Source organism: Streptomyces sp. NRRL F-5755, from assembly GCF_001279365.1.
In the GTDB taxonomy this organism is placed as follows: domain Bacteria; phylum Actinomycetota; class Actinomycetes; order Streptomycetales; family Streptomycetaceae; genus Streptomyces; species Streptomyces rimosus.
This window is the reverse complement of the sequence record NZ_LGCW01000262.1, coordinates 133,967-155,681: the sequence shown is the minus strand read 5'-3', so window position 1 is coordinate 155,681 and position 21,715 is coordinate 133,967. Positions and strand designations below refer to the sequence as shown.

17 protein-coding genes are annotated in these 21,715 nt (G+C 72.8%); 7 read left to right on the top strand and 10 right to left on the bottom strand.

The window, feature by feature from the left end:
- Positions 1 to 46: 46 nt before the first annotated feature.
- The 3 genes from sucB to ADK86_RS22545 form a co-directional block, all read right to left on the bottom strand.
- Positions 47 to 1,840 (bottom strand): 2-oxoglutarate dehydrogenase, E2 component, dihydrolipoamide succinyltransferase, encoded by a 1,794-nt coding sequence (sucB, locus tag ADK86_RS22555; RefSeq protein ID WP_053698205.1) that lies wholly within the window; start codon positions 1,838 to 1,840, stop codon positions 47 to 49.
- Between the two features lie 53 nt (positions 1,841 to 1,893).
- Positions 1,894 to 3,282, bottom strand: a complete 1,389-nt coding sequence (gene lpdA / locus ADK86_RS22550) for a dihydrolipoyl dehydrogenase (protein ID WP_053698204.1) — start codon at positions 3,280 to 3,282, stop codon at positions 1,894 to 1,896.
- A 346-nt stretch (positions 3,283 to 3,628) separates the two neighbouring features.
- A complete protein-coding gene (locus tag ADK86_RS22545) occupies positions 3,629 to 5,173 on the bottom strand; it encodes a leucyl aminopeptidase (RefSeq protein WP_053698203.1) in 1,545 nt (514 codons plus the stop codon).
- A 363-nt stretch (positions 5,174 to 5,536) separates the two neighbouring features.
- On the opposite strand from ADK86_RS22545, the gene ADK86_RS22540 reads away from it, so the two are divergent.
- The 5 genes from ADK86_RS22540 to ADK86_RS22520 all read left to right on the top strand — a co-directional run bounded on the left by ADK86_RS22540 (position 5,537) and on the right by ADK86_RS22520 (position 13,189).
- Complete coding sequence (locus ADK86_RS22540) at positions 5,537 to 7,627, top strand: hypothetical protein (RefSeq protein ID WP_053698202.1); 2,091 nt, start codon at positions 5,537 to 5,539, stop codon at positions 7,625 to 7,627.
- A gap of 628 nt (positions 7,628 to 8,255) precedes the next feature.
- Positions 8,256 to 9,758, top strand: a complete 1,503-nt coding sequence (gene pelF, locus ADK86_RS22535; RefSeq protein WP_053698227.1) for a GT4 family glycosyltransferase PelF — start codon at positions 8,256 to 8,258, stop codon at positions 9,756 to 9,758.
- Positions 9,755 to 11,218, top strand: a complete 1,464-nt coding sequence (locus tag ADK86_RS22530) for a hypothetical protein (protein WP_053698201.1) — start codon at positions 9,755 to 9,757, stop codon at positions 11,216 to 11,218. The genes pelF and ADK86_RS22530 overlap by 4 nt, the downstream gene beginning before the upstream one ends.
- Before the next feature lie 412 nt (positions 11,219 to 11,630).
- Complete coding sequence (locus ADK86_RS22525; protein ID WP_053698200.1) at positions 11,631 to 12,326, top strand: spherulation-specific family 4 protein; 696 nt, start codon at positions 11,631 to 11,633, stop codon at positions 12,324 to 12,326.
- Entirely contained in the window at positions 12,323 to 13,189 is an 867-nt protein-coding gene (locus ADK86_RS22520; protein ID WP_053698199.1) for an endo alpha-1,4 polygalactosaminidase, read from the top strand. Before ADK86_RS22525 ends, ADK86_RS22520 begins: the two co-directional genes overlap by 4 nt.
- Before the next feature lie 20 nt (positions 13,190 to 13,209).
- On the opposite strand, the gene ADK86_RS22515 is transcribed toward ADK86_RS22520, so the two are convergent.
- Positions 13,210 to 13,407 (bottom strand): hypothetical protein, encoded by a 198-nt coding sequence (locus tag ADK86_RS22515; protein WP_053698198.1) that lies wholly within the window; start codon positions 13,405 to 13,407, stop codon positions 13,210 to 13,212.
- A 40-nt stretch (positions 13,408 to 13,447) separates the two neighbouring features.
- Positions 13,448 to 14,203, bottom strand: coding sequence for an adenosylcobinamide-GDP ribazoletransferase (locus ADK86_RS22510; protein ID WP_053698226.1), 756 nt, complete (start codon positions 14,201 to 14,203; stop codon positions 13,448 to 13,450).
- Between the two features lie 134 nt (positions 14,204 to 14,337).
- Here ADK86_RS22510 and ADK86_RS22505 point away from each other — a divergent pair, with 134 nt between their 5' ends.
- On the top strand, positions 14,338 to 15,075 hold the full coding sequence (locus ADK86_RS22505) for a hypothetical protein (RefSeq protein ID WP_053698197.1): 738 nt from the start codon (positions 14,338 to 14,340) through the stop codon (positions 15,073 to 15,075).
- Between the two features lie 27 nt (positions 15,076 to 15,102).
- Here ADK86_RS22505 and ADK86_RS43230 read toward each other — a convergent pair whose 3' ends face one another.
- The 5 genes from ADK86_RS43230 to ADK86_RS22480 form a co-directional block, all read right to left on the bottom strand.
- Positions 15,103 to 15,798: a hypothetical protein gene (locus tag ADK86_RS43230; protein WP_053698196.1), complete on the bottom strand. Its 696-nt coding sequence runs from the start codon at positions 15,796 to 15,798 to the stop codon at positions 15,103 to 15,105.
- Complete coding sequence (locus tag ADK86_RS22495; RefSeq protein WP_053698195.1) at positions 15,795 to 17,561, bottom strand: phosphatidylglycerol lysyltransferase domain-containing protein; 1,767 nt, start codon at positions 17,559 to 17,561, stop codon at positions 15,795 to 15,797. The genes ADK86_RS43230 and ADK86_RS22495 overlap by 4 nt, the downstream gene beginning before the upstream one ends.
- Before the next feature lie 92 nt (positions 17,562 to 17,653).
- Positions 17,654 to 18,700, bottom strand: a complete 1,047-nt coding sequence (gene cobT / locus ADK86_RS22490; RefSeq protein WP_053698194.1) for a nicotinate-nucleotide--dimethylbenzimidazole phosphoribosyltransferase — start codon at positions 18,698 to 18,700, stop codon at positions 17,654 to 17,656.
- 10 nt (positions 18,701 to 18,710) lie between these two features.
- A complete protein-coding gene (locus tag ADK86_RS22485) occupies positions 18,711 to 19,508 on the bottom strand; it encodes a class I SAM-dependent methyltransferase (RefSeq protein WP_053698193.1) in 798 nt (265 codons plus the stop codon).
- Between the two features lie 444 nt (positions 19,509 to 19,952).
- A complete protein-coding gene (locus tag ADK86_RS22480; RefSeq protein WP_053698192.1) occupies positions 19,953 to 21,221 on the bottom strand; it encodes a bifunctional adenosylcobinamide kinase/adenosylcobinamide-phosphate guanylyltransferase in 1,269 nt (422 codons plus the stop codon).
- Positions 21,222 to 21,448: 227 nt separating this feature from the next.
- On the opposite strand from ADK86_RS22480, the gene ADK86_RS43870 reads away from it, so the two are divergent.
- A complete protein-coding gene (locus ADK86_RS43870; protein WP_199834454.1) occupies positions 21,449 to 21,601 on the top strand; it encodes a hypothetical protein in 153 nt (50 codons plus the stop codon).
- Positions 21,602 to 21,715: the final 114 nt, after the last annotated feature.

Here is a 21,715-nt window from a genome sequence, read left to right as displayed (position 1 = left end):
TACGAACCGGGGCCGACCCTGCACACCTGTGTGGCGGCTGCCGTGCTCAGAGACCGATCTCGGTCTCGAACTCGCCGGCCTCCAGGATCTGCTTGACCGTCGTCAGGTAACGGGCCGCGTCGGCACCGTCCACCAGGCGGTGGTCGTAGGAGAGCGCCAGGTAGGTCATGTGGCGCACGGCGATGGTCTCGCCCAGGTCAGGATGGTCGACGACCACCGGGCGCTTGACGGTGGCGCCGATGCCCAGGATGCCGACCTGGTTCGGCGGCACGATGACCGTGTCGAACAGCGCACCGCGCGAGCCGGTGTTGCTGATCGTGAAGGTCGCGCCCGACATGTCGTCCGGGCTGATCTTGTTGGTGCGGACCTTGCCGGCCAGCTCCGCGGTCTTGCGGGCGATGCCGGCGATGTTCAGGTCGCCCGCACCCTTGATGACCGGGGTCATCAGGCCCTTCTCCGCGTCCACCGCGATACCGACGTTCTCGGTGTCGAAGTAGGTGATCGTGCCCTCGTCCTCGTTGATCCGGGCGTTGACGACCGGGTGGGCCTTCAGTGCCTGGACAGCGGCCTTGACGAAGAACGGCATCGGGGAGAGCTTGACGCCCTCACGCTGCGCGAAGGCGTCCTTGGCCTTGTTGCGCATCCGCATGATCTTGGTGATGTCCACCTCGACCACGGAGGTCAGCTGCGCCTGGCCGTGCAGGGCCTTCATCATGTTGTCGCCGATGACCTTGCGCATCCGCGGCATTTTGACGGTCTGACCGCGCAGCGGCGACGCCTCGATGACCGGACCCGTCGACTTGGCAGCGGCGGCGGCCGGGGCAGCGGCGGCAGCCGGAGCGGCCTGCTTGGCGGCCTCGGCGGCGGCGATGACGTCCTGCTTACGGATACGGCCACCGACGCCGGTGCCCTTGACCGTGGCCAGGTTGACGCCGTTCTCCTGGGCCAGCTTGCGGACCAGGGGGGTGACGTACGCGGCGTCCGCCTCACCCGCGGCGGGGGCCGGGGTGACGGGGGCGGCGGCCGGAGCCGGCGCGGGGGCGGCCGGAACCGGGTCCGGAGCCGGGGTGGTCACGGCCTGCGGGGCCGGAGTGGTGGGCGCCTGGGGAGCCGGAGCCGGAGCCGGAGCCGGAGCCTCCTGCTTGGGGGCTTCCTGCTTCGGGGCCTCCTGGGCAGGGGCGGGCGCCGGAGCGGCCGGAGCCTCGGCCTGCGCCGGAGCCGCACCCTTCTGACCGATGACGGCCAGCTTGGCGCCGACCTCGGCGGTCTCGTCCTCGCCCACCAGGATCTCCAGCAGGGTGCCGGCGGTGGGGGCGGGGATCTCGGTGTCGACCTTGTCGGTGGAGACCTCAAGGAGCGGCTCGTCCTCGGCCACCTCCTCGCCGACCTCCTTGAGCCAGCGGGTGACGGTGCCCTCGGTGACGCTCTCGCCGAGCGCGGGGAGGACGACGTCGGTCCCCTGGGCGCCACCGGCGGGGGCCGCGGGAGCCTCGGCCTGGGCCGGGGCCTCCTGGGCCGGAGCCGCAGCGGGCTCGGGCTGGGCGGGGGCCTCGGCCGGCGCCTCGGCCTGCGCCGGGGCGGACTCGGCCGCGGGCGCGCCGCTGCCGTCGTCGATGATCGCCAGCTCGGCGCCGACCTCGACGGTCTCGTCCTCGGCCACCTTGATGGAGGCCAGCACGCCGGCGGCGGGGGCGGGGATCTCGGTGTCGACCTTGTCGGTCGACACCTCCAGCAGGGGCTCGTCGGCCTCTACGCGCTCACCCTCGGCCTTCAGCCAGCGGGTGACGGTGCCCTCGGTGACGCTCTCGCCGAGCGCCGGAAGGGTTACGGAAACCGCCATGGTTTCTCTTGCTCCTTACAGAAAGTGCGGATGTGGTCGCGCCCGGACCGGGATCAGTCGTGGGAGTGCAGAGGCTTGCCGGCCAGGGCCAGGTGGGCCTCGCCGAGCGCCTCGTTCTGCGTCGGGTGCGCGTGGATGAGCTGCGCAACCTCGGCCGGCAGGGCCTCCCAGTTGTAGACCAGCTGGGCCTCGCCGACCTGCTCGCCCATGCGGTCACCGACCATGTGGACGCCGACCACGGCACCGTCCTTGACCTGGACGAGCTTGATCTCGCCCGCGGTCTTGAGGATCTTGCTCTTGCCGTTGCCCGCGAGGTTGTACTTCAGAGCCACGACCTTGTCGGCACCGTACAGCTCCTTGGCCTTCGCCTCGGTGATGCCCACCGAAGCGACCTCGGGGTGGCAGTACGTCACGCGCGGCACGCCGTCGTAGTCGATCGGCACGGTCTTCAGACCGGCCAGCCGCTCCGCCACCAGGATGCCCTCGGCGAAGCCGACGTGCGCGAGCTGGAGGGTGGGGACGAGGTCACCGACGGCCGAGATGGTCGGCACGTTGGTCTGCATGTACTCGTCGACCAGGACGTAGCCGCGGTCCATGGCGACCCCGGCCTCCTCGTAGCCCAGGCCCTGGGAGACCGGGCCGCGGCCGATGGCGACCAGCAGCACCTCGGCCTCGAAGGACTTGCCGTCGGCCAGCGTGACCTTGACGCCGTCCTGGGTGTACTCGGCCTTGTCGAAGAAGGTGCCGAGGTTGAACTTGATGCCGCGCTTGCGGAAGGCCCGCTCCAGCAGCTTGGAGCTGTTCTCGTCCTCGACCGGGACGAGGTGCTTGAGGCCCTCGACGATGGTCACGTCGGTGCCGAAGGACTTCCACGCGGAGGCGAACTCGACGCCGATGACGCCGCCGCCCAGCACGATCGCGGACTTCGGCACGCGGTCCAGCTTCAGCGCGTGGTCCGAGGAGATGATCCGGTCGCCGTCGATGTTCAGGCCCGGCAGGGACTTCGGCACGGAACCGGTCGCCAGCAGGATGTGGCGGCCCTGGACACGCCGGCCGTTGACGTCGACGGAGGTCGGGGAGGACAGCCGGCCCTCACCCTCGATGTAGGTGACCTTGCGCGAGGCGACCAGGCCCTGCAGACCCTTGTACAGGCCCGAGATGACCTCGTCCTTGTACTTGTGGACGCCCTCGATGTCGATGCCCTCGAAGGAGGTCTTGACACCGAACTGCGCGGCCTCGCGAGCCTGGTCCGCGATCTCGCCGGCGTGCAGCAGGGCCTTGGTGGGGATGCAGCCGTTGTGCAGGCAGGTGCCGCCGAGCTTGTTCTTCTCGATCAGGGCGACGTCCAGGCCCAGCTGCGCCCCGCGCAGGGCAGCGGCGTAACCGCCGCTACCGCCTCCGAGGATCACTAGGTCGAAAACGGTGCTGGCGTCGTTCGCCACGTCACGTCCTCCATGCATGGGTACGCCGGAGCCGGTCGTCGGTGACCGGGCGGCGGCTGTTGATCGGCCGCTTCTTGGATCGGCCCTGGGTAAGGGGGGCCCTGTCCTGCCAAGAACCCATCTTCGCACTTGTTGAACGCGGGCGGGACGGCGGGCCGGGCTGCGGGGCGGCACGATGGCCGTTCCCGGGGGTTGCGCTGGCGGTTACTCCGGCGTAGGCGTGTACGAATTTCGTCGAGGGCGAACACGCGGCACACGGCCGCGGCGGCGACCGGCGTACACGCGCGTACGGCCCCGGGTGCCGTACCCGGGGCCGTACCGTCACATCGGGAGCAACCCTACGGGGTCAGCCGAGGTCGCCGTCGGCGGTGCGCTCGGCCAGGCCCACCAGGGTGCGGACCGCGGAGCCGGTGCCGCCCTTGGGGGTGTAGCCGAACGGCGCGCTCTCGTGGAAGGCCGGACCGGCGATGTCCAGGTGCGCCCACGGGATGCCCTCGCCGACGAACTCCTGGAGGAACACACCGGCCAGCAGGCCGCCGCCGGCCCGATCGCCGACGTTCTTCAGGTCGGCGATCGGGGAGTCCAGGCCCTTGCGCAGCTCGGACGGCATCGGCATCGGCCAGGACGGCTCGCCGGCCTCCTCCGCGATCTCGTGGATGCTCGCCCGGAAGGCGTCGTCGTTGGCCATGATCCCGAAGGTGCGGTTGCCCAGCGCCAGCACCATGGCGCCGGTCAGCGTGGCGACGTCCACGATCGCGTCCGGCTGCTCCTCGGAGGCGCGGGTGAGCGCGTCGGCCAGCACGAGCCGGCCCTCGGCGTCGGTGTTCAGCACCTCGACGGTCTTGCCGCTGTACATGGTCAGCACGTCGCCGGGGCGCAGGGCTGCGCCGGACGGCATGTTCTCGGCCAGCGCCAGCCAGCCGGTGACGTTGACCCGCAGGCCCAGCCGGGCGGCGGCCACGACCGCGGCGAACACCGCGGCGGCGCCGCTCATGTCGCACTTCATGGTCTCGTTGTGGCCGGCCGGCTTCAGGGAGATGCCGCCCGAGTCGTAGGTGATGCCCTTGCCGACGAGCGCCAGGGTCTTTTCGGCCTTCGCGTGGGTGTAGCCGATCCGCACCAGGCGCGGCGGGTTCTCCGAACCCTGGCCGACGCCCATCAGACCGCCGTAGCCGCCCTTCTTCAGGGCCCGCTCGTCCAGCACCTCGACCTTGAGGCCGAACTCCTTCGCGGCGGCCTGGGCCTGCGCGGCGAAGGACTTCGGGGTGAGGTCGTTGGAGGGGGTGTTGATCAGGTCGCGGGCGCGGTTGACCTCGGCGGCCAGCGTCTGGGCCCGCTCGACGGCGGCCTTGTGGGCCTTGTCGCGCGGCTTGCCGCCGAGGATCGCCACCTCGGCGAGCGGCGCCGACTTGTCGTCGGCCTTCTTGGCGCCGCGGGCGGCCTTCGTGTCGCCGTTGCTGCGGTACGCGCTGAAGGCGTACGCGCCGAGCAGCGCGCCCTCGCCGATCGCCGCGACGGCCCCGGCGTCCTCCGCGGGCAGCGCGAAGGCGGCCTTCTTGCTGCCGGCCAGGGCGCGGGCGGCGGAGCCGGCGGCGCGGCGCAGCGTCTCGGCGTCGTATTCCGCGTCCTCGGCCGGGGCCTTGCCCAGACCGACCGCCAGCACGACCGCGGCCTTCAGACCGGAGGCGGCGGGCAGCTTGGTCACCTCGCCCTCGGCGCCGCTCGCGCCGAGGGTCTCCAGTACGGCGGCGAGCTTGCCGTCGAACGCCTTGTCCACGGCCTCGGCGCCGGGGGCCAGCACGGCGCCCTTGGCGCCCTTGGCCAGGCCGACGACGACGGCGTCCGCACGCAACGTCGCGGCGGAGGATGTGCTGAGGGTCAGTGCAGTCACGGTGATGAAAGTCCTGTTCCGTCCGGGAATCCGTTCGCGCCCAAGGCGCTGCTGCGGCCGAGCCTACGCTCGGGCCCGCCGCCCGTAACCGCTTGATGCCGTATCGGCCGTCCTGTCACATCTTCACCACCCGTACCGTGGGCCTCAATGCGCCCCACCAGCCGGGACGTTGCCGGTTTCACGGGAAACACGGCCGGTCCGGCGTGCCGGGTTCCGCCGTCAATTCCCGTGCGACGAATGAGACGTGTGTCACAGTCGTGGTGACTGTGGGATACACGCCCTCGAACCTTCGCATGATGAGCACGAGCCTGCCCGGTGCGCTTCCGGAAGCAGGGGGACTTCCGGGGGGAAGGGACTGCGCCCATGGGCAGCAACAACAAGTCGTCCATCAGACCGGCCAGGGTTCTCACGGCGCTCGCCACGGCGTTCGTCACGGCCTTACCGCTGGCGGTGGCGAGCACGCCCGCCCAGGCGGCGCAGGCCGCCGCCGACGTGGTGCCCCGCATCGACCTGCGGGTGCTGGTGATCACCGACGGCGGTGACACCACCGACGCCATCGTCAGCGAACTGCGCAGCCAGGGCATCCCGTACACGACCGTCGATCTGTCGGCCGCCGGCCGCCCGGTGATCAACGAGGCGTTCCTCGGCGACACTGTCGACGGCCGGCCGCGCGCCAAGTTCCAGGGCGTGGTGATGCCGAACGACAACCCGTTCGGCAGCGCCGACTCGCCGGAGCTGGCGGCCCTGAAGGCGTACGAGGCCACGTACAAGATCCCGCAGGTGGACGCCTACACCTACGCGCGGCCCGACGTCGGCCTGCGCACGCCCGACGAGGGCGGTTACGCCGGTGTGCTGGACGGCTTCGCCACCCGCACCACCGACGCGGGCAAGGCCGGGCCCTTCGGCTACCTCAAGGGCGCGGTGCCCTTCGAGGACGCCGACCCGAAGGTCTCCGAGTCGTACGGCTACATCGCCCAGCCGGTCACCAACCCGCCCGCGGGCGCCACGTTCACGACGTACCTGGACGCGGCGGTGCCGGGCGGCTCCACACGTGGCTCGCTGATCGGCGAGTACGCCCGCGACGGCCGCAGGGAGCTGGTCGTCACCTTCGCGCAGAATCGTTACCAGCAGCAGTTCCGCCTCCTCGCCCGGGGCATCGTGGACTGGCTGACGCAGGGCGTCCACCTGGGCCAGAGCCGCAACTACTTCTCCGTACAGGTCGACGACGTCTTCGCGCCGGACTCCCGCTGGGACACCAAGAACAACTGCACCCCCGGGGACTTCGACTGCCCGCCGGGTGTGCCGGACACCGCGCAGATCCGGATGACCGAGGCGGACGCCGCGTACGCCGCCCAGTGGCAGCGCGACCGCGGCTACCAGCTCGACATGGTCTACAACGCGGGCTCCGGCGAGGAGTGGAAGGCGGAACACGGCGGCGTGGACGCGCTGGCCGACCGGCTGCTGGCCGACAAGTCCGCATACCGCTGGGTCAACCACACCTACACCCACCCCTTCCTCGGCTGTGTGCAGGACACCTCGACCGTGCCCTGGCGCTGCGCCAAGGACTGGTTCGGCCAGACCCGGTGGGTGAGCCGCAGCGAGATCACCGCGGAGATCGAGAAGAACCACGCCTGGGGCGTGGCCAAGGGCCTGGACGTGGACGCCTCGGAGCTGGTCACCGGCGAGCACTCCGGCCTGAAGTCCACGCCGCAGCAGCCGCAGGACAACCCCAACCTCGCCCCGGCGCTCACCGCCACCGGCGTCAAGTGGCTCGCCAGCGACAACTCGCGGGAATCCGCGCAGCGGCAGGCCGGCCCGGCGCTGACCGTGCCGCGCTACCCGATGAACGTGTTCTACAACGCGGCGACGGCGGCCGAGGAGACCGACGAGTACAACTGGATCTACACCAGCAAGGCCGACGGCGGCAGCGGGATCTGCGAGACCGACCCCAACTCCACCTGTCTGCCCGCGCCCTTGCCGACCTCCACCGGCTACACCTCGTACATCGTTCCGCTGGAGGCGCGCACCGCTCTCGGGCATGCTCTGGCCAACGACCCGCGCCCGCACTACATCCATCAGTCGAACCTCGCCGAGGACCGGATCGCCTATCCGGTTCTGGACAAAGTTCTGGCCGACTATCGCGGGTTCTTCGCCGCCGACACGCCGGTCGTCAACCAGCGCCACCGGGACATCGGACGCGAGATGCAGCAGCGTGCGGCCTGGCAGAAGGCCCTGGACGCCGGTTCGGTGACGGCATACAGAATTGGCGACACTGTCACCATCACGTCGCCGGCCGGGGTGGCCGCTGCGGCTACGATGCCCGACGGAACCAGAACACAACTCCCGAATGGGACCGCGGATTTCGGCACTCGCTATGCCGGACGGGTATCGGAGTGGGCCACAGCGCAGTCGCCCGGAGCGGCCATCACGCTCAAGCTTCCGACGACCGCCTGACGCGTTCCCGGTACCGCCCGGCCCGCTTGCCGGGACCGGCGGGCCGGGACCGGGCGGCCGGCCGTCGCGTACCCGCACCGCCGTCGCCGACCGAACCCGGCCCGCCCGCACGCACAGCACGCACACAGCACCACCCCATGACGTCGCACCACGGCCACGCGCGGCGCGCGCCCGCACCGCAGCCCGCGCGCGGCCGTACCCGCAGCACCGCACCACCCCGCACCAAAGACACCGCACAGCTCCCACCGCACAGACTCATCGCGCCCGCACCGACGCACCGGTGCAGCAGGGCGCACCCGTCTTCAGGCACCGGTACGGACGCGTGGGTACGGACCCGTCCGTACCGGTGCCTCTCGGGCGTGCCCGCACACCGGCACCCGCTCGCCGCACCAGCGTGCCCGCGTACGTCCCCGCAGTCCGCGCCCGCACGCCGCACCGGGCCGGCACGGCCGCCGGCCGTACCACCGCGCCCGCACGGTGCCCGCAGCACCCGCGCCCGCGCGCACCACACCGCTCCACCCAGCACCTATGTTCCCGGGGGGGATTTGCCATGAACGCAACCCTGTACGAGGTCGGCAGCCGAAGTCCGCGGCCGGACGACGCGCCACAGCCCGGCCGGCATGTCACCATGCTGACCGAGGGCACCTATCCGCACGTCCACGGTGGCGTCTCCACCTGGTGCGACCAGCTCGTACGGGGCATGCCGGAAGTCCGCTTCAACGTCATCGCGCTGACCGGCAGCGGCCGGGAACCGGTGACCTGGGACCTGCCCGCCAACGTCTACGCGCAGTCCTCCGTGCCGATGTGGGGCCCGCCGCCGGGCCGCCGGAGCGCCGGGCTCCGGGGGCGCGAGCGGCGTCGCTTCGTCGACACCTACGAGCGCTTCCTGCTCTCCATGCTCGACCCGCAGTCCTGCACCGACTTCGGCACCGAGCTGTACGCGCTGGCCGCGCTCGCCCGCGAGGGGCGGCTCAGCGCCGCGCTGCGCACCGAGACCGCGCTGCGCTCCCTGATGTGGATCTGGACCCTGCCGCACGTCGCCACCCGCGCCGCCGAGCCCACCGTCCACGACGCGCTGACCGCCACCGACCTGCTGGAGCACGCGCTGCGCCCGCTGGCCGTACGGGTACCGGAGGACAGCGTCGCGCACGCGGTCAGCAACGGGCTGGCCTGCCTGCCCGCGCTCGCCGCCAAGGAGTTCGACGACGTGCCGTTCCTGCTCACCGAGCACGGCATCTACCTGCGGGAACGTTACCTCGGCTACCGCCGCGACGCGCAGCGCTGGCCCGTCAAGGCCCTGATGCTCGGCTTCTACCGGCAGCTGACGATCGAGAGCTACCGGGCCGCCGACCTGATCACGCCGTGCAACAAGTACAACACCCGCTGGGAGGAGCGCGGCGGCACCCCGCCCGAGAAGATACGGACCGTCTACAACGGCGTCGACGTACAGCTCTTCCCGCACGCCGAACAGGAGCCGGACGAACCGACGCTGAGCTGGGCCGGACGGATCGACCCGATCAAGGACCTGGAGACCCTCATCCGCGCCTACGCGCTGTGCCGCGCCGAGGTCCCCAACCTGCGGCTGCGGCTGTTCGGCGGGGTGCCGGCCGGCGGCGAGGCATACAAGACCCGGTGCGAGAAGCTGGCCGCCTCGCTCGGCGTGACCGACGGGCTCAGCTGGGAGGGGCGCATCGACGACGTGGCCCGCGCCTACGCCGCCGGCAGCATCGTCATGCTCTCCAGCATTTCCGAGGGCTTCCCGTTCAGCCTGATAGAGGCCATGTCCTGCGGCCGTTCGACGGTCTCGACCGACGTCGGCGGGGTGCGCGAGGCGGTCGGCGACACCGGGCTCGTCGTACCGCCGCGGGAACCGGAGGCCATGGCCAAGGCCACCCTCGAACTCCTCAAGGGCGGCTGGGAGAAGCGCGCCGAACTCGGCAGCCGGGCCCGGCAGCGGGTGATCGACCAGTTCACGCTGCGCCGCTCGGTCGACGGCTTCCGCACCATCTACCGCGAACTCGACGGCGCGGACCGGCAGGCGCAGGAGACGCAGGAATCCCGGGAGGAGTGGACCCTCCAGCTGCGCGGCCCGTGGCGCGCCCCGCTCGCCGCTGACGGGGGCGGCTGGTGAGCGGACCCCTTTGGCTCGTACCGGGGGAGGGCAAGGGCCGTACGGACGATCTGCCGGACGTGCCACGTCCGCAGCGCCCGCAGTGGGCCGCGCCCGACCCGGTCGACGAACTCGCCGGCCGCATGGGCGATCTGATCGCCGCCGCCGTCCACCCGGACGAGATCGCCGCGATCATCGAGTCCGACGGCATGAGCGACGACCAGATCAAGCTCACCTACGGGCGCGAGAACTCCTTCGCCCTCGCCGAGGAACTGTACGAGCGCGTGCCGCGCCGCTACCCGGAACCGGACCGCGTCCTCACCGACCCCTGGCGGGTCAGCCTGCTCGGCTGCCTGCTGCGCGCCCTGGTCTTCGCCCTGCCCGGCCTCGCCTACGTCGTCGGCTCCCACCTGCTGTCCGGGCCGCCGGACTCCCACGGGCTGCCCGCCGGCACCCTCCCGCTGCTGGCGGGCGCCCTGGCCGGATGGGTCTGGAACCAGGCGCTCGCCCACCGCGCGTACTCCTGGCTGGGCCTGGGCGAACGGTGGCCCGCCGCCCGCTCGCTGGCCGTCGGCGCGCCGCTGGGCGCGCTGTTCGGGGCGGGCGTCGCCTGGGCGGTCGGTGTCGCCGACGCGGACGCCCCCGGCGCGGTGATCTTCGCCGCCGGCCAGGCGGTCTACCTCGGCTCCGCGACCGCCCTGCTCGTCTTCGGGCAGGAACGGTGGCTGCTGTGCGCGCTGGCCCCGGTCGGGCTCGGCGCCGCGCTGATGGCGGTGTACGTGCCGCCGGACCCCGTACGCGAAGGGCTGCTCGTGCTGTCGCTCGGCGCCGCCCTCACGCTGGCCGCCGTCACCGTGTGGCGCTGCCGCAGCGAGCCCCGGCACGACGGGCCCGCGCCGCGCGCGGTGGCCTCCGTGCCGTACGGGCTCTTCGGCCTGGCCATCGGCGTCCTGGTGCTGCACACGGCGCTCGGCGACGTCCTGCGGTACGGGGCGCACGCCGAGGTCGCGGCGCCCGCGGCGGTGGCCCTCACGCTCAGCATGGGCCCGGCCGAATGGCTGCTGTACCGCTACCGCAGCCGGGCGGTGGCCGGGCTGCGCGCCAGCACCACCTTCGCCGCGTTCTGGCGCGCCACCTCCGGCGCGCTGGCCCGCTGCCTGGCCTGCTACCTCGCGGTCCTGGCGCTGCTCGGCGGCGTCGGGAGCGCGGTGTGGCGGCAGGGGCCGCCGATGGACTGGGCACACGCGCTGGGGCTGCTGTGCCTGGGCACGGTGCTGTGGACGGCGCTGCTGCTCCAGGCGTTCGGCGCGGTGCCGGTCGCGGCGGCGGTGTGTGGCCTGGCCGCAATCGCTCAAACGGTTCTCCTGGTGGCCGGGCCACTGTCTCCGGCCGTCGCACAGCTGACCGTCTGCGGGGTGGCCGCGCTCGTTTTGGGCGGGCTGGTCTCGGTCTTGCTGGGGAGGGCCACGGCTCATCGCTGAGGAGGCGGCATCCGCTCGACGCCCGTACGGCGCGCGCCTGCATGTCCGGTCCGGTGCCTGGTCCCCGCATCGCGGCCCGGCAGGCGGGTGTTCCCGTACGGGCCCGACCGTGGCCGGTGTTCGGTGCCGGAGCCGGGTGCCGTGGCGCGACGGGCGGGCGTTTCCGTATGGGGCTTCGCCCCTCGTCGGCGTCCGGCGCCGGATACGGGTGCCGTGGCGCGACGGGCGGGCGCTCCCGCCCAGGGCTTCGCCCCTGCCGGTACCCGGCCCGGATCCGCGCACCGCGGCCCGATGATGGACGCCCCGGTCTGTCCCCCTCCTTATGGCCGGTAACCGACGCCGGATCCGCCTGCCGTGGCCGGTACTCGTATCCTCAGCATCTCGCCCCATTTCCGACAGGAGCCCACGAACCATGACCCGGCCGTCCTCGCGACAGCCCTGTCCGCCCTCCCGCCAGCTGCTGGTCCCCCTCTACGAGCACCCGGCCGAGCGCCCGGACGCCTGGCAGCGGCTGATCGAGGCGGCGCCCGACCTCTACGGTGTGGTGCTCAACCCGGCCAGCGGCCCCGGTGCCGCCCCCGACCGGGACTTCGCCGAGGTCGCCCGGCGGTTGCGGGAGGCGGGCGTACGCATCCTCGGCTACACCGACACCGACTACGGGCGCCGTCCGCACGCGGCCGTCGCCCAGGACCTGCTGCGGTACCGCGACTGGTACGGGGCCGACGGCGCGTTCTTCGACCAGGCCGCCGCCGACGCCGCTCTCCTCGCGCACTACAGCCGGCTGACGGTCGCCGCGCGGGCCACCGGGGCCGCTACCGTCGTCCTCAACCACGGCCTCCACCCGCACCCCCGCTACCTCGACTTCGCCGACCTCCTGGTCACCTTCGAGAACAGCTGGGCGGCGTACGAGAACGCCGAGATCCCGGAGTGGACCGCCCACCACCCGCCCGAACGGTTCTGCCATCTCATCCACGGCCTCCCCGAGACCTGCGCGGAGGCCGCCGCCGAGCTGGCCCGGCAGCGCGGGGCCGCCGTGCACTGCGCCGTCCCCGGCACCGCGCCGCACCCCTGGGACGCCCTACCCCCCTTCCTGGAGACCCCCCGATGACGTCCCCGCGCTTCCGCAAGAGACTGCTGCTCCTCCTCGGCTCGCTCCTGCTGGTCACCACCGCCTGCTCCCAGATACCTGACGGCCCGGACGGCAAGCCCAGCCACGGGGCGAGCCCCGGCACCGGGAGCCCGAGCAGCCCCGGCGGCACGGGTACGCACAAGCCCATCTGGCGCCCCGAGCCCGGCACCGCCTGGCAGTGGCAGCTGACCGGAAAGCTCGACCTGTCCGTCGACGCGCCCGTCTACGACATCGACGGCTTCAACCACAAGGCCGCCACGGTCGCCGACCTCCACCAGCGCGGCCGCAAGGCCATCTGCTACATCAGCGTCGGCGCCTACGAGGACTTCCGCCCGGACGCGCGCCGCTTCCCCAAGAACGTCATCGGCGAGGAGAACGGCTGGGAGGGCGAGCGCTGGCTCGACATCCGCCGCCTGGACGTGCTGCGCCCCCTGATGGCGAAGCGCTTCGACATGTGCCGCGACAAGGGCTTCGACGCCGTCGAGCCGGACAACGTCGACGGCTACAAGAACAAGACCGGCTTCGACCTGACCGCCGAGGACCAGCTCGCCTTCAACCGCATGATCGCCAAGCTGGCCCACGACCGCGGCATGTCCGTCGGCCTCAAGAACGACCTCGACCAGATCCCCCAGCTCGTCGGCGACTTCGACTTCGCCGTCAACGAGCAGTGCGCCGAGTACGGCGAGTGCGCGGCCATGACCCCCTTCATCGAGGCCGACAAGGCCGTCTTCCACGTCGAATACGAACTCCCGGCCTCCCGCTTCTGCCGCAACTCCAAGCGCCTGGGACTCAGCTCCATGCAGAAGCGGCTGCATTTGGACGCTTGGCGGGAGACCTGCTGAGGCCGGGGGAGGTGGGGCATCTAGAGAGGCCGGTACGCACTCCCGTCCGTCCCCTCCGGTAGCGCCCGGCTCAAAGTGACGTATACGGGACCGTACGGCGTCTCCGCCTGCCACGCCTCCCACTGGTCGAGCTCCTGCGCGCAGTAGCGCCGCAGGAGCTCGCGAAACTGCTCCAGCTCGGCGTTGGACATGCGCTGGGGTTCGTTGTCGTGCTCCACGGGGCCAACTTAGGCGGCGTAGGCGGCCTGGCCCCGGCCCTCACCCCACCGCCAGCACCACCAGAACAACCAGTCCCGTAACCTCCGCGATCGCACCGAAGACGTCTCCCGTGATGCCGCCGAAGCGGTGGCGGCAGCGGCGTAGGGCGGCTTCTCCTGTGGCGAGGGCCAGGAGGGTGGCCAGGGCCATGTGGAGGGCTTTGTAGGTGCCGTGGAGGGCGCCGGTGGCTGTGGACAAGGTGAGCACCGTAGCCGCCGCCGTCGCCGCCCAGCGCAGCGGTACCGTGCCGGCCACCGCTGCTCCCAGGCCCTCGGGGCGGGCTGCCGGGACGCCCTTGCGGGCGGTGAGGGTGAGGGCGCAGCGGGCGGTGACGGCGGAGAGGGTGGCGGCTGCCGCGCCGTGGGTCCAGCTCTGTTCGTAGAGGTGGGACAGGGCGGCCACCTGGGCCAGCAGGGTGAACAGCAGCGTGATGACGCCGAACGGGCCGATGTCGGACTGCTTCATGATGCGCAGCGCGTCGTCGGCGGGCTTGCCGCTGCCCAGGCCGTCGGCGGTGTCGGCGAGTCCGTCGAGGTGGAGGCCGCGGGTGAGGGCGGCGGGGACGGCGGCCGTGGCGACGGCGGCGAGGAGGGGGCCGCTGCCGAGGAGGAGGAGAAGCGAGCCGAGGGCCGCTGCGGCCAGGCCGATCACCAGGCCCGCGACCGGTGCGCACAGCATGCCGCCGCGTGCCGCCGCCCGGTCCCAGCGGCGCAGCCGTACCGGCAGCACGGTCAGCGTGCCGAAGGCGAAACGCATGGCGTCCCCGAGGGTGGGGGAAGGCGGGGGGCCGGAGGAGGTGGCGGCGTCGTTCACCGCGGCAGGCTAACCCGGCCGCCACGGACCGTACGGCGTAAATTGCCCCTATACGCGACAAACGGGGAGTGCGTGGCATGGGTCACTGGTGGTTCCGCAACATCATCGAGCCGGGGAAGCTGCCCCTGCTGCTCGCGCTCGTCTCCTTCGTGCTGACGTTTGCCGTGACCCGGGTGATCACCCGGCTGATCCGGGCCGGGAAGGGCCCCTTCCGGAACATCTCGCCGGGGGGCCTGCACATCCACCACGTGGTGCCCGGTGTGGTGCTGATGGTCGTCGGCGGGTTCACCGCGCTGGCCGGCGGGCGCCACGGGTACGGGTCCGGGATAGCGGCGGTGCTGTTCGGGATGGGCGTCGGGCTGGTGCTGGACGAGTTCGCGCTGATCCTGCACCTGGACGACGTGTACTGGAGCGAGCAGGGCACCAAGAGCGTGGAGATCGTGATCGTCACGGCCGCGCTGGTGGCGCTGATCCTGGGCGGCGCGCTGCCGTTCGGGGTGAACGAACTGGACCCCGACGAGTTCCACAACCGGTTCCGGGTGGTGCGGACCGTCGGGATCAACTTCCTGTTCGCACTGGTGGCGCTCTTCAAGGGGAAGGGGAGGCTGGCGGTGATCGGGGTGTTCGTACCGTTCGTCGCGCTGTTCGGGGCGGTCCGGCTGGCGCGGCCGAACTCACCCTGGGCGAAACGGTTCTACCGGCGGCGCCCCAAGGCCCGCGCCAAGGCGAAGGTCCGCGCCTTCCGGCACGACCGGCGCTGGAACGGGCTGCGCCGCCGGGTCAACCACGTCATCGGCGGGGCGCCGAGCTCCTGAAAGGTGCCGAAACCTTTCGGGAGCCGTTCAGCCGCCGGCCCTGGCCCGCTGCGCCCCGCGCGGTTTGCGCCGGTGCAGCACCTCCCACACCCCGCACAGCACCAGCAGCACCACGACGGCGGCGATGTGCTCCCGGCCCGCCAGGTTGTTCTTGATGAACACGACCTCGTAGACCATCGACAGCACCACCAGCGCGCAGGTGAACCACGCCCGGTAGACCCAGCACACGAAGATCCCGAGGCCCACCACGGCAGCCGAGGGCCCGGTGTCGTGGACGAACGCGTCGGTCGGCGGGAGGCCGATGGGGTTGTCGGGGCCGAGCCAGATGCCGATGCGCGCGTACATCGTCCCGGCGAGGGTGGCCGCGTACGCGATCAGCAGCGTCCGGGCCCGGCCCAGGCAGATCTCGCAGATGCCGAAGACGAGCAGGATCTGCGCCAGCGCGCCCCACACCGGCAGGTCCAGGGCGGGCACGAACAGCGACAGCGGTGTGCGCAGCAGCGCCAGCCACAGGTGCTCGTCGGCCTGTACGGAGCCGATGTTCTGGACGAACTGATAGCCCCAGGACTGGTTCTGGACGATCTGGAAGAGGGAGGTGAGCAGGACGGCGGCGATGGTCATCGGGATGGCCGCCAGTTTTTTGGTACGCAACCCGGACCACAGGGTCCGGAACAGCAGGCCCCACTCGGCACGCACGGCGCGGCGCAGGACCGGCTCGCTCATCTCTTGGTCTCCAGGTGTTTGCGGTTGAGCCACTTCGGCAGGCCGGGCGCTTCGAGGAAGCCCTCGGCGCGGGCGCTCGCGATGCCGATGCGCAGCAGGTCGGTGCTCTTTTCGAAGAGCATGTACCGGGGCTCCCAGATGGGCCGGTATTTCGCGTTCGCGCGATAGAGCGATTCGATCTGCCACCACCGGGAGAAGAAGCTGAGCAGCGAGCGCCACAGGCGCAGCACCGGGCCCGCGCCGAGCCGCGCACCGCGTTCGAAGACGGAGCGGAACATCGCGAAGTTCAGCGAGACCTGAGTGATCTCCACCTCTTTCGCACGCTGGATCAGCTCCAGGACCATGAACTCCATCAGCCCGTTGTCGGAGTCCCGGTCCCGCCGCATCAGGTCGAGGGACAGGCCCTGCTTGCCCCACGGCACGAAGCTGAGCAGCGCGCGCAGCTCGCCGTCCGCGTCGGTGCATTCGAGCATCACGCAGCGCCCGTCGGCGGGGTCGCCCAGCCGGCCCAGCGCCATGGAGAAGCCGCGCTCGGTCTCGCCGTCGCGCCAGTCGTCGGCCAGCTTCAGCAGCCGGTCCATCTCCGGCTCGGGGATGTCCGCGTGGCGGCGGATACGGACCGTGTAGCCGGCCCGCTTGACGCGGTTGTACGCCTGCCGGACGGTCCGCATCGCCCGGCCCTCCAGCGTGAACTCCTCCGTGTCCACGATCGCCTCGTCGCCCAGCTCCAGCGCGTCCAGGCCGTGCCGGGCGTAGATCGTGCCGCCCTCCTCGCCCGCGCCCATCACCGCGGGCGTCCAGCCGTGTGCGCGGGCCTCGGCGAGCCACAGGTCGATGGCGCCGGGCCACGCCTCCGGGTCGCCGATCGGGTCGGCGGAGGCGAGCGAGACCCCGCCGACGACGCGGTAGGTGATGGCCGCCTTGCCGCTGGGGGACCAGATGACGCTCTTGTCGCGGCGCAGCGCGAAGTAGCCCAGCGAGTCCCGGTCGCCCTGCCGCGCCAGCAGGTCGCGCAGCTTCTCCTCGTCCTCGGCGGTGATCGGGTCGGTGCTCCGTACGGAACGGAACGCCGCCCACAGCACCAGCAGCAGCAGGACCGTGCTCATCACGTTGATGACGACGTTGACCCAGTTCGGCGTGGCGATGCCGGGGAAGCGGGAGTCGTCGGCGGCGATGGAGACCAGCCGCATGACGCCGTAGCGCCAGCGTTCCAGGAACGTCGAGTGGCCGCTCGATGCGGTGTTGGCGACGGTGACGAGGCACGCCGCGAGCAGCGAGGTGACCAGCAGACCGCCGAGCGCGACGGCCGCGGCCAGCTTGGGGTTGGAGCGGTCGCCCTTGGCGTAGAACTCCTTGCGGCCCACCAGCAGCGAGACGACGAACAGCAGCGTCACCACGAAGGAGAACCAGTTCTGCCCGTGCCGGCGGAACTCCGGCGCCGTCACCATCGCGAGCGCGAACAGCGCCAGGAACAGCCCCGAGAGGACCAGGTTCAGTATCCAGGCGGCGCGCTTGCGGCGGCGCATCGTCACCGCGAAGAACAGCGAGAAGACGCCGGAGGCGAAGCCCGCGGTCAGCAGATAGGGAGTGAAGAACTCGTCGACGTTGTGCCGGCGGATGTCGTTGCCGACCGACACCCACACGGCACTGAGGACATTGATGAAGGTGACGGCTCGCAGATACCAGACGGCGTACGCGGCGCCGCGCTGTGACCACCGACCGCGGGTGCGGTCCTCATCCCGGCTCAAGCGGACTTCTCCCATGGAAATTGATCAGATGAGGGCGCCACCGACGACCGGATCCGCCGGAATCCGGTCGTCCCGCGGGAGCGCGGGCCGGTGCCGTCCGGCCCCGGTCAGTCGCGTACGGGCAGGTCTGCCGCCAGGGCCGCGGCCGCCTGCACCAGTGGCAGGGCGAGCAGCGCCCCCGTCCCCTCACCAGCAGTGACGCCGTGATCGAGCAGAGGGTTGAGCGCGATCCGATCGAGCGCCTTCGCCTGCGCCGGCTCCCCGCTGACCTGCCCGGCCAGCCACCAGTCCGGCGCCCGGAACGCCACCCGCTGCGCCACCAGCGCGCAGGCCGCCGAGACCACCCCGTCCAGGATCACCGGGGTGCGCCGGACCGCGCTCTGCAGCAGGAAACCGGTGATCGCGGCCAGGTCGGCGCCGCCGGTGGCCGCCAGCAGCTCCAGCTGGTCGCCGAGGACCGGCCGGGCCCGGCGCAGCGCGTCGCGGATCGCCGCGCACTTGCGCATCCAGGCCAGGTCGTCGATGCCCGCGCCGCCGCGCCCGGTGACCACCGACGCGTCGGTGCCGCACAGCGCGGCGATCAGCGTACTGGCCGCGGTGGTGCCGCCCACGCTCAGATCACCCAGCGCGACCAGGTCCGTACCGGCGTCCGCCTCCTCGTCGGCGACCGCCATCCCCGCCCGGAACGCCCGCTCCGCCTCCTCGGCCGTCAGCGCGTTCTCGATGTCGATACGGCCCGAACCGCGCCGCACCCGGTGCCGGGTGACCTCCTCCGGCAGCTCCGCCGGGTCGCAGTCCACGGCCATGTCCACGACGCGCACCGGCACCCCGGCCCGGCGCGCCAGGATCGCCGCCGGGCTCGACCCGTCCAGCACGTCCCGTACGAGGTCCTTGGCGCTCCCGGCCGGACGGCCCGACACATCCAGCGACGCCACGCCGTGATCGCCCGCGAACAGCACCGCACGCGGCCGTTCGACGGGCCGCACCGGCACCTGCTGCTGCGTGGCGGCCAGCCACTCGCCGATCTCGTCCAGCCGGCCCAGGGCTCCCGGCCGCACCGCCAGCCGCGCCCGGCGCTCCTCGGCGTCACGGCGCGCGCCGCCGTCGGGGCGCTCGATCAGGTGGGCGAAGTCATCGAGGTTCAGGGCGCTCATTCGGCGCAGATTACCGGGAACGGCGCCCGGCGGGCCGCTCCGGGTCGGCCGGGGCGCCGCCCGGGAAGCGGGCCGCGGCGGTCCGGCGGGCGCCGAAGCGGATCTCGGTGACCGTACGGGCGGGCGTGTGCAGCAGCGGTACGTGCTGCCGCCACCGCGCCAGGCGCCCGGCGAGCGGCCCGCGGCCGGGCGGCGGTACCTCGCGGACGGCGACGATGTTCGGATGTGCGCCCGCGATCTTCGGGAGGTCGGCGGCGTTCGCGCCCCAGCGCAGCGGCGGCGCGGCGGGAGCCGTACGGCCCGCGCACCAGCGGGGGACCGCGTCGAAGACCAGCGCGCCGCCGGGGAAGCGCTCCGCGCACGCCGCGAACAGGGCCCGTACCTCGGGCGGCCGGAGGAACATCAGCAGGCCGCGCGCGGTCACCACCACCCCGCGCTCCGGCGCCCGGACCGCGTCCAGCCAGCCGGGGCCGGTCACCGGGCAGGCGAGCGTCCGCCGCCGGGGCCCGTCCGGCAGCAGCATCCGGCGAACCGCCGCGGTCTCCGGCACCTCCACGGTCAGCCAGTGCAGCCGCCCGTTGTCCAGCCGCCAGAAGGCGGTCCCCAGACCCTCGCCGAGCGCGACGACCGTGGCCAGCGGGTGGCGGCGTACGTAGGCGCGTACGGCGGCGTCGAAGCGGTACGAGACGGGGGACCCCGGGGCGTCGGCGGCGGGGCGCCATGGGGCTTTCGCGGCGGCGCGCCACGGGGCGTCCGCGGCGGTCGCCGGACCGGCCGCGGGGACCGGCGGGCCGCCCGCACCGGTCACCCTGCCCTCCGTATCGGTCACAGGCCAAGACCACCCGGCGGCGCGGGCGCGGGCAAGCGGACACGGGCGTGGGACGGGCCGTGTCATCCGCGCAGCGCAAGCGTTTGTGCAGGGGATGGGGACTGGTGGGCTGGTGGCTTGTCGTCCGCGTAGCGCGAGTGCCTGCCCGGGGCCTGGGGGGTGGGACGTCCGCATAGCGTGAGCGTCTGCCGGGGGCTGGGGTTGTGTCGTCCGCGTAGCGCGAGTGCCGGCCCGGGGGCCGTGGCCCGTGTCACCCGCGCAGCGTGAGCGTCTGCCGGGGGCTGGGGGCTGTGCCGTCCGCGTAGCGCGAGTATCTGCCCGTGGGCCGCGGCCCGTGTCACCCGCGCAGCGTGAGCGTCTGCCGGGGCCTGGGGCTGTGTCGTCCGCGTAGCGCGAGTGTCTGCCCGGGTGCCGCGGTCCGTGTCATCCGCGCAGCGTGAGCGCCTGTCCGGCGACGACCAGCAGGACGTGTTCGCACTCGGCGCCGAACATCGCGTTCAGCCGCCCCAGTTCGTCGCGGAAACGGCGGCCGGACGCGGTGGCCGGGACCACCCCCGAGCCGACCTCGTTGCTCACCGCCACCACCGGGCGCCGGGTGCCGCGCACCGCCGCGACCAGCTCGTCCACCCGCGCGCGCAGCTCGCGCTCGCCGCCCGCCGCCCACTTTCCGTCGTCCCACGCGTCCACCTCGTCCATGGCGTGCGTCAGCCACAGGGCGAGGCAGTCGATGAGCAGCGGCGAATCGTCCGGTGCGTCCGGTACGGCGGTGCCGTCCGGCCGCTCCTCGTGGCGGGCGCCGCCTTCGAGAAGCGGCAGCAGGTCGCAGGTCTCCGTCGTACGCCAGGAAGCCGGGCGGCGCTCGCGGTGGGCCGAGACCCGCGCGGCCCACTCGGTGTCCCCGTCCCGGGTGCCGCCGGTGGCGACGTACAGGACGTCAGGGAACGCGGCCAGCCGCCGCTCGGCCTCCGCCGACTTGCCGCTGCGCGCGCCGCCCAGCACCAGCGTGCGGCGCGGCAGGTCGGGCACCGCGTGGTACTCGCCGACCAGCAGCGACGTGCCGTCCGGCACGGCGCGCGCGCCCGCCGCCGCCAGCCTGCGGTGCAGCTCGGGGCCGGGCGGCACATCGTGGTCCAGATGAACGCCCAGCACATCGGTCGCCGCGTCCACGGCCCCGCTCGCCCGCAGCCGCGCCAGCGCGTCCGGCCGCCCCAGCACGTCCAGCAGAACCATGTCGTACGGGCCGGAGCCGCGCCCGTGCCCCTCGCCCTCCGCCAGCCCGGCCGGCGCGGCGCCCGGCGGCAGATACAGCAGCCGCTCGCCCTCCGGGCCGCCGACCTCGTACCCGGTGCCCGGCACATCCACCGCGACGGCCCGCACCCGGTGCCCGTCCAGCAGCGCCAGCTCCCGGCCGTCCGCGACCCGCCCCGGCTGCGGCAGCCCGGCGGGCACCTCCATCGCGGGCCCGTCGTGCGGGTGCGAGAGCAGCACCTGCCGTACGGCGGTCAGCGAATGCCCGGCGCGCGCGGCGGCGAACGCGGGGCCCGGGGTCAGGTCCAGGAGCAGCGCCCCGTCGATGAGCAGCGCGGTGGCCGCCCGCGCCTCGTCGCCGACGGCGGTGGCGCAGGCGGCACAGGGGCAGCCGGGGCGCGGCAGCCCCCGGGGGGCTCCGGTGCCGAGCAGAGTCAGTTCCACGCGCCGATTTTCTCCCGTCCGCGCCGACCGGGCGCGCGGGGGCCGGTCTCGACACGGCCGTTAGGCTGCGGAACAGCACGTACGCGGGACGTACACCGCGCGTTGGCGGGGCATACGCCGGGCGTACGGCGCACCGGCGCGGGCGCGGGGGCGGCACGGCCTCCCGGCGCGCCCCGGTGCGGCAGTGGTACGCGACGAGCAGGCACTCGGTGGACCAGGAGGCGGACATGGTGTGGACGTGGCGGTTCGAGAAGGCCGACGGCACGGAGGTGGAGCCCGCGGTGCAGCCGGAGGACTTCACCACCCAGGGGGACGCGGAGTCCTGGATCGGCGAGGTGTGGAAGGACCTCCGAGGAGGGCGAGGGCGAGGGCGGTGGTGAGGAGGGCGGTGCGGGAGCGGCGGGGCCGGGCGCGGGGGGCGTTTTCGGGGGGGGGGGGGGGGGGGGGCCGGGGGGGGCGGGGGGGGGGGGGCGGGGGGGGGGGGGGGGCCGGCC

Coding starts and splice junctions, on each gene's coding strand:
- sucB (WP_053698205.1), bottom strand. CDS start 1,840: ATGGCGGTTTCCGTAACCCTTCCGGCGCTCGGCGAGAGCGTCACCGAG.
- ADK86_RS22540 (WP_053698202.1), top strand. CDS start 5,537: ATGGGCAGCAACAACAAGTCGTCCATCAGACCGGCCAGGGTTCTCACG.
- pelF (WP_053698227.1), top strand. CDS start 8,256: ATGCTGACCGAGGGCACCTATCCGCACGTCCACGGTGGCGTCTCCACC.
- ADK86_RS22525 (WP_053698200.1), top strand. CDS start 11,631: ATGACCCGGCCGTCCTCGCGACAGCCCTGTCCGCCCTCCCGCCAGCTG.
- ADK86_RS22520 (WP_053698199.1), top strand. CDS start 12,323: ATGACGTCCCCGCGCTTCCGCAAGAGACTGCTGCTCCTCCTCGGCTCG.
- ADK86_RS22510 (WP_053698226.1), bottom strand. CDS start 14,203: ATGCGTTTCGCCTTCGGCACGCTGACCGTGCTGCCGGTACGGCTGCGC.
- ADK86_RS22505 (WP_053698197.1), top strand. CDS start 14,338: ATGGGTCACTGGTGGTTCCGCAACATCATCGAGCCGGGGAAGCTGCCC.
- ADK86_RS43230 (WP_053698196.1), bottom strand. CDS start 15,798: ATGAGCGAGCCGGTCCTGCGCCGCGCCGTGCGTGCCGAGTGGGGCCTG.
- ADK86_RS22495 (WP_053698195.1), bottom strand. CDS start 17,561: ATGGGAGAAGTCCGCTTGAGCCGGGATGAGGACCGCACCCGCGGTCGG.
- cobT (WP_053698194.1), bottom strand. CDS start 18,700: ATGAGCGCCCTGAACCTCGATGACTTCGCCCACCTGATCGAGCGCCCC.
- ADK86_RS43870 (WP_199834454.1), top strand. CDS start 21,449: ATGGTGTGGACGTGGCGGTTCGAGAAGGCCGACGGCACGGAGGTGGAG.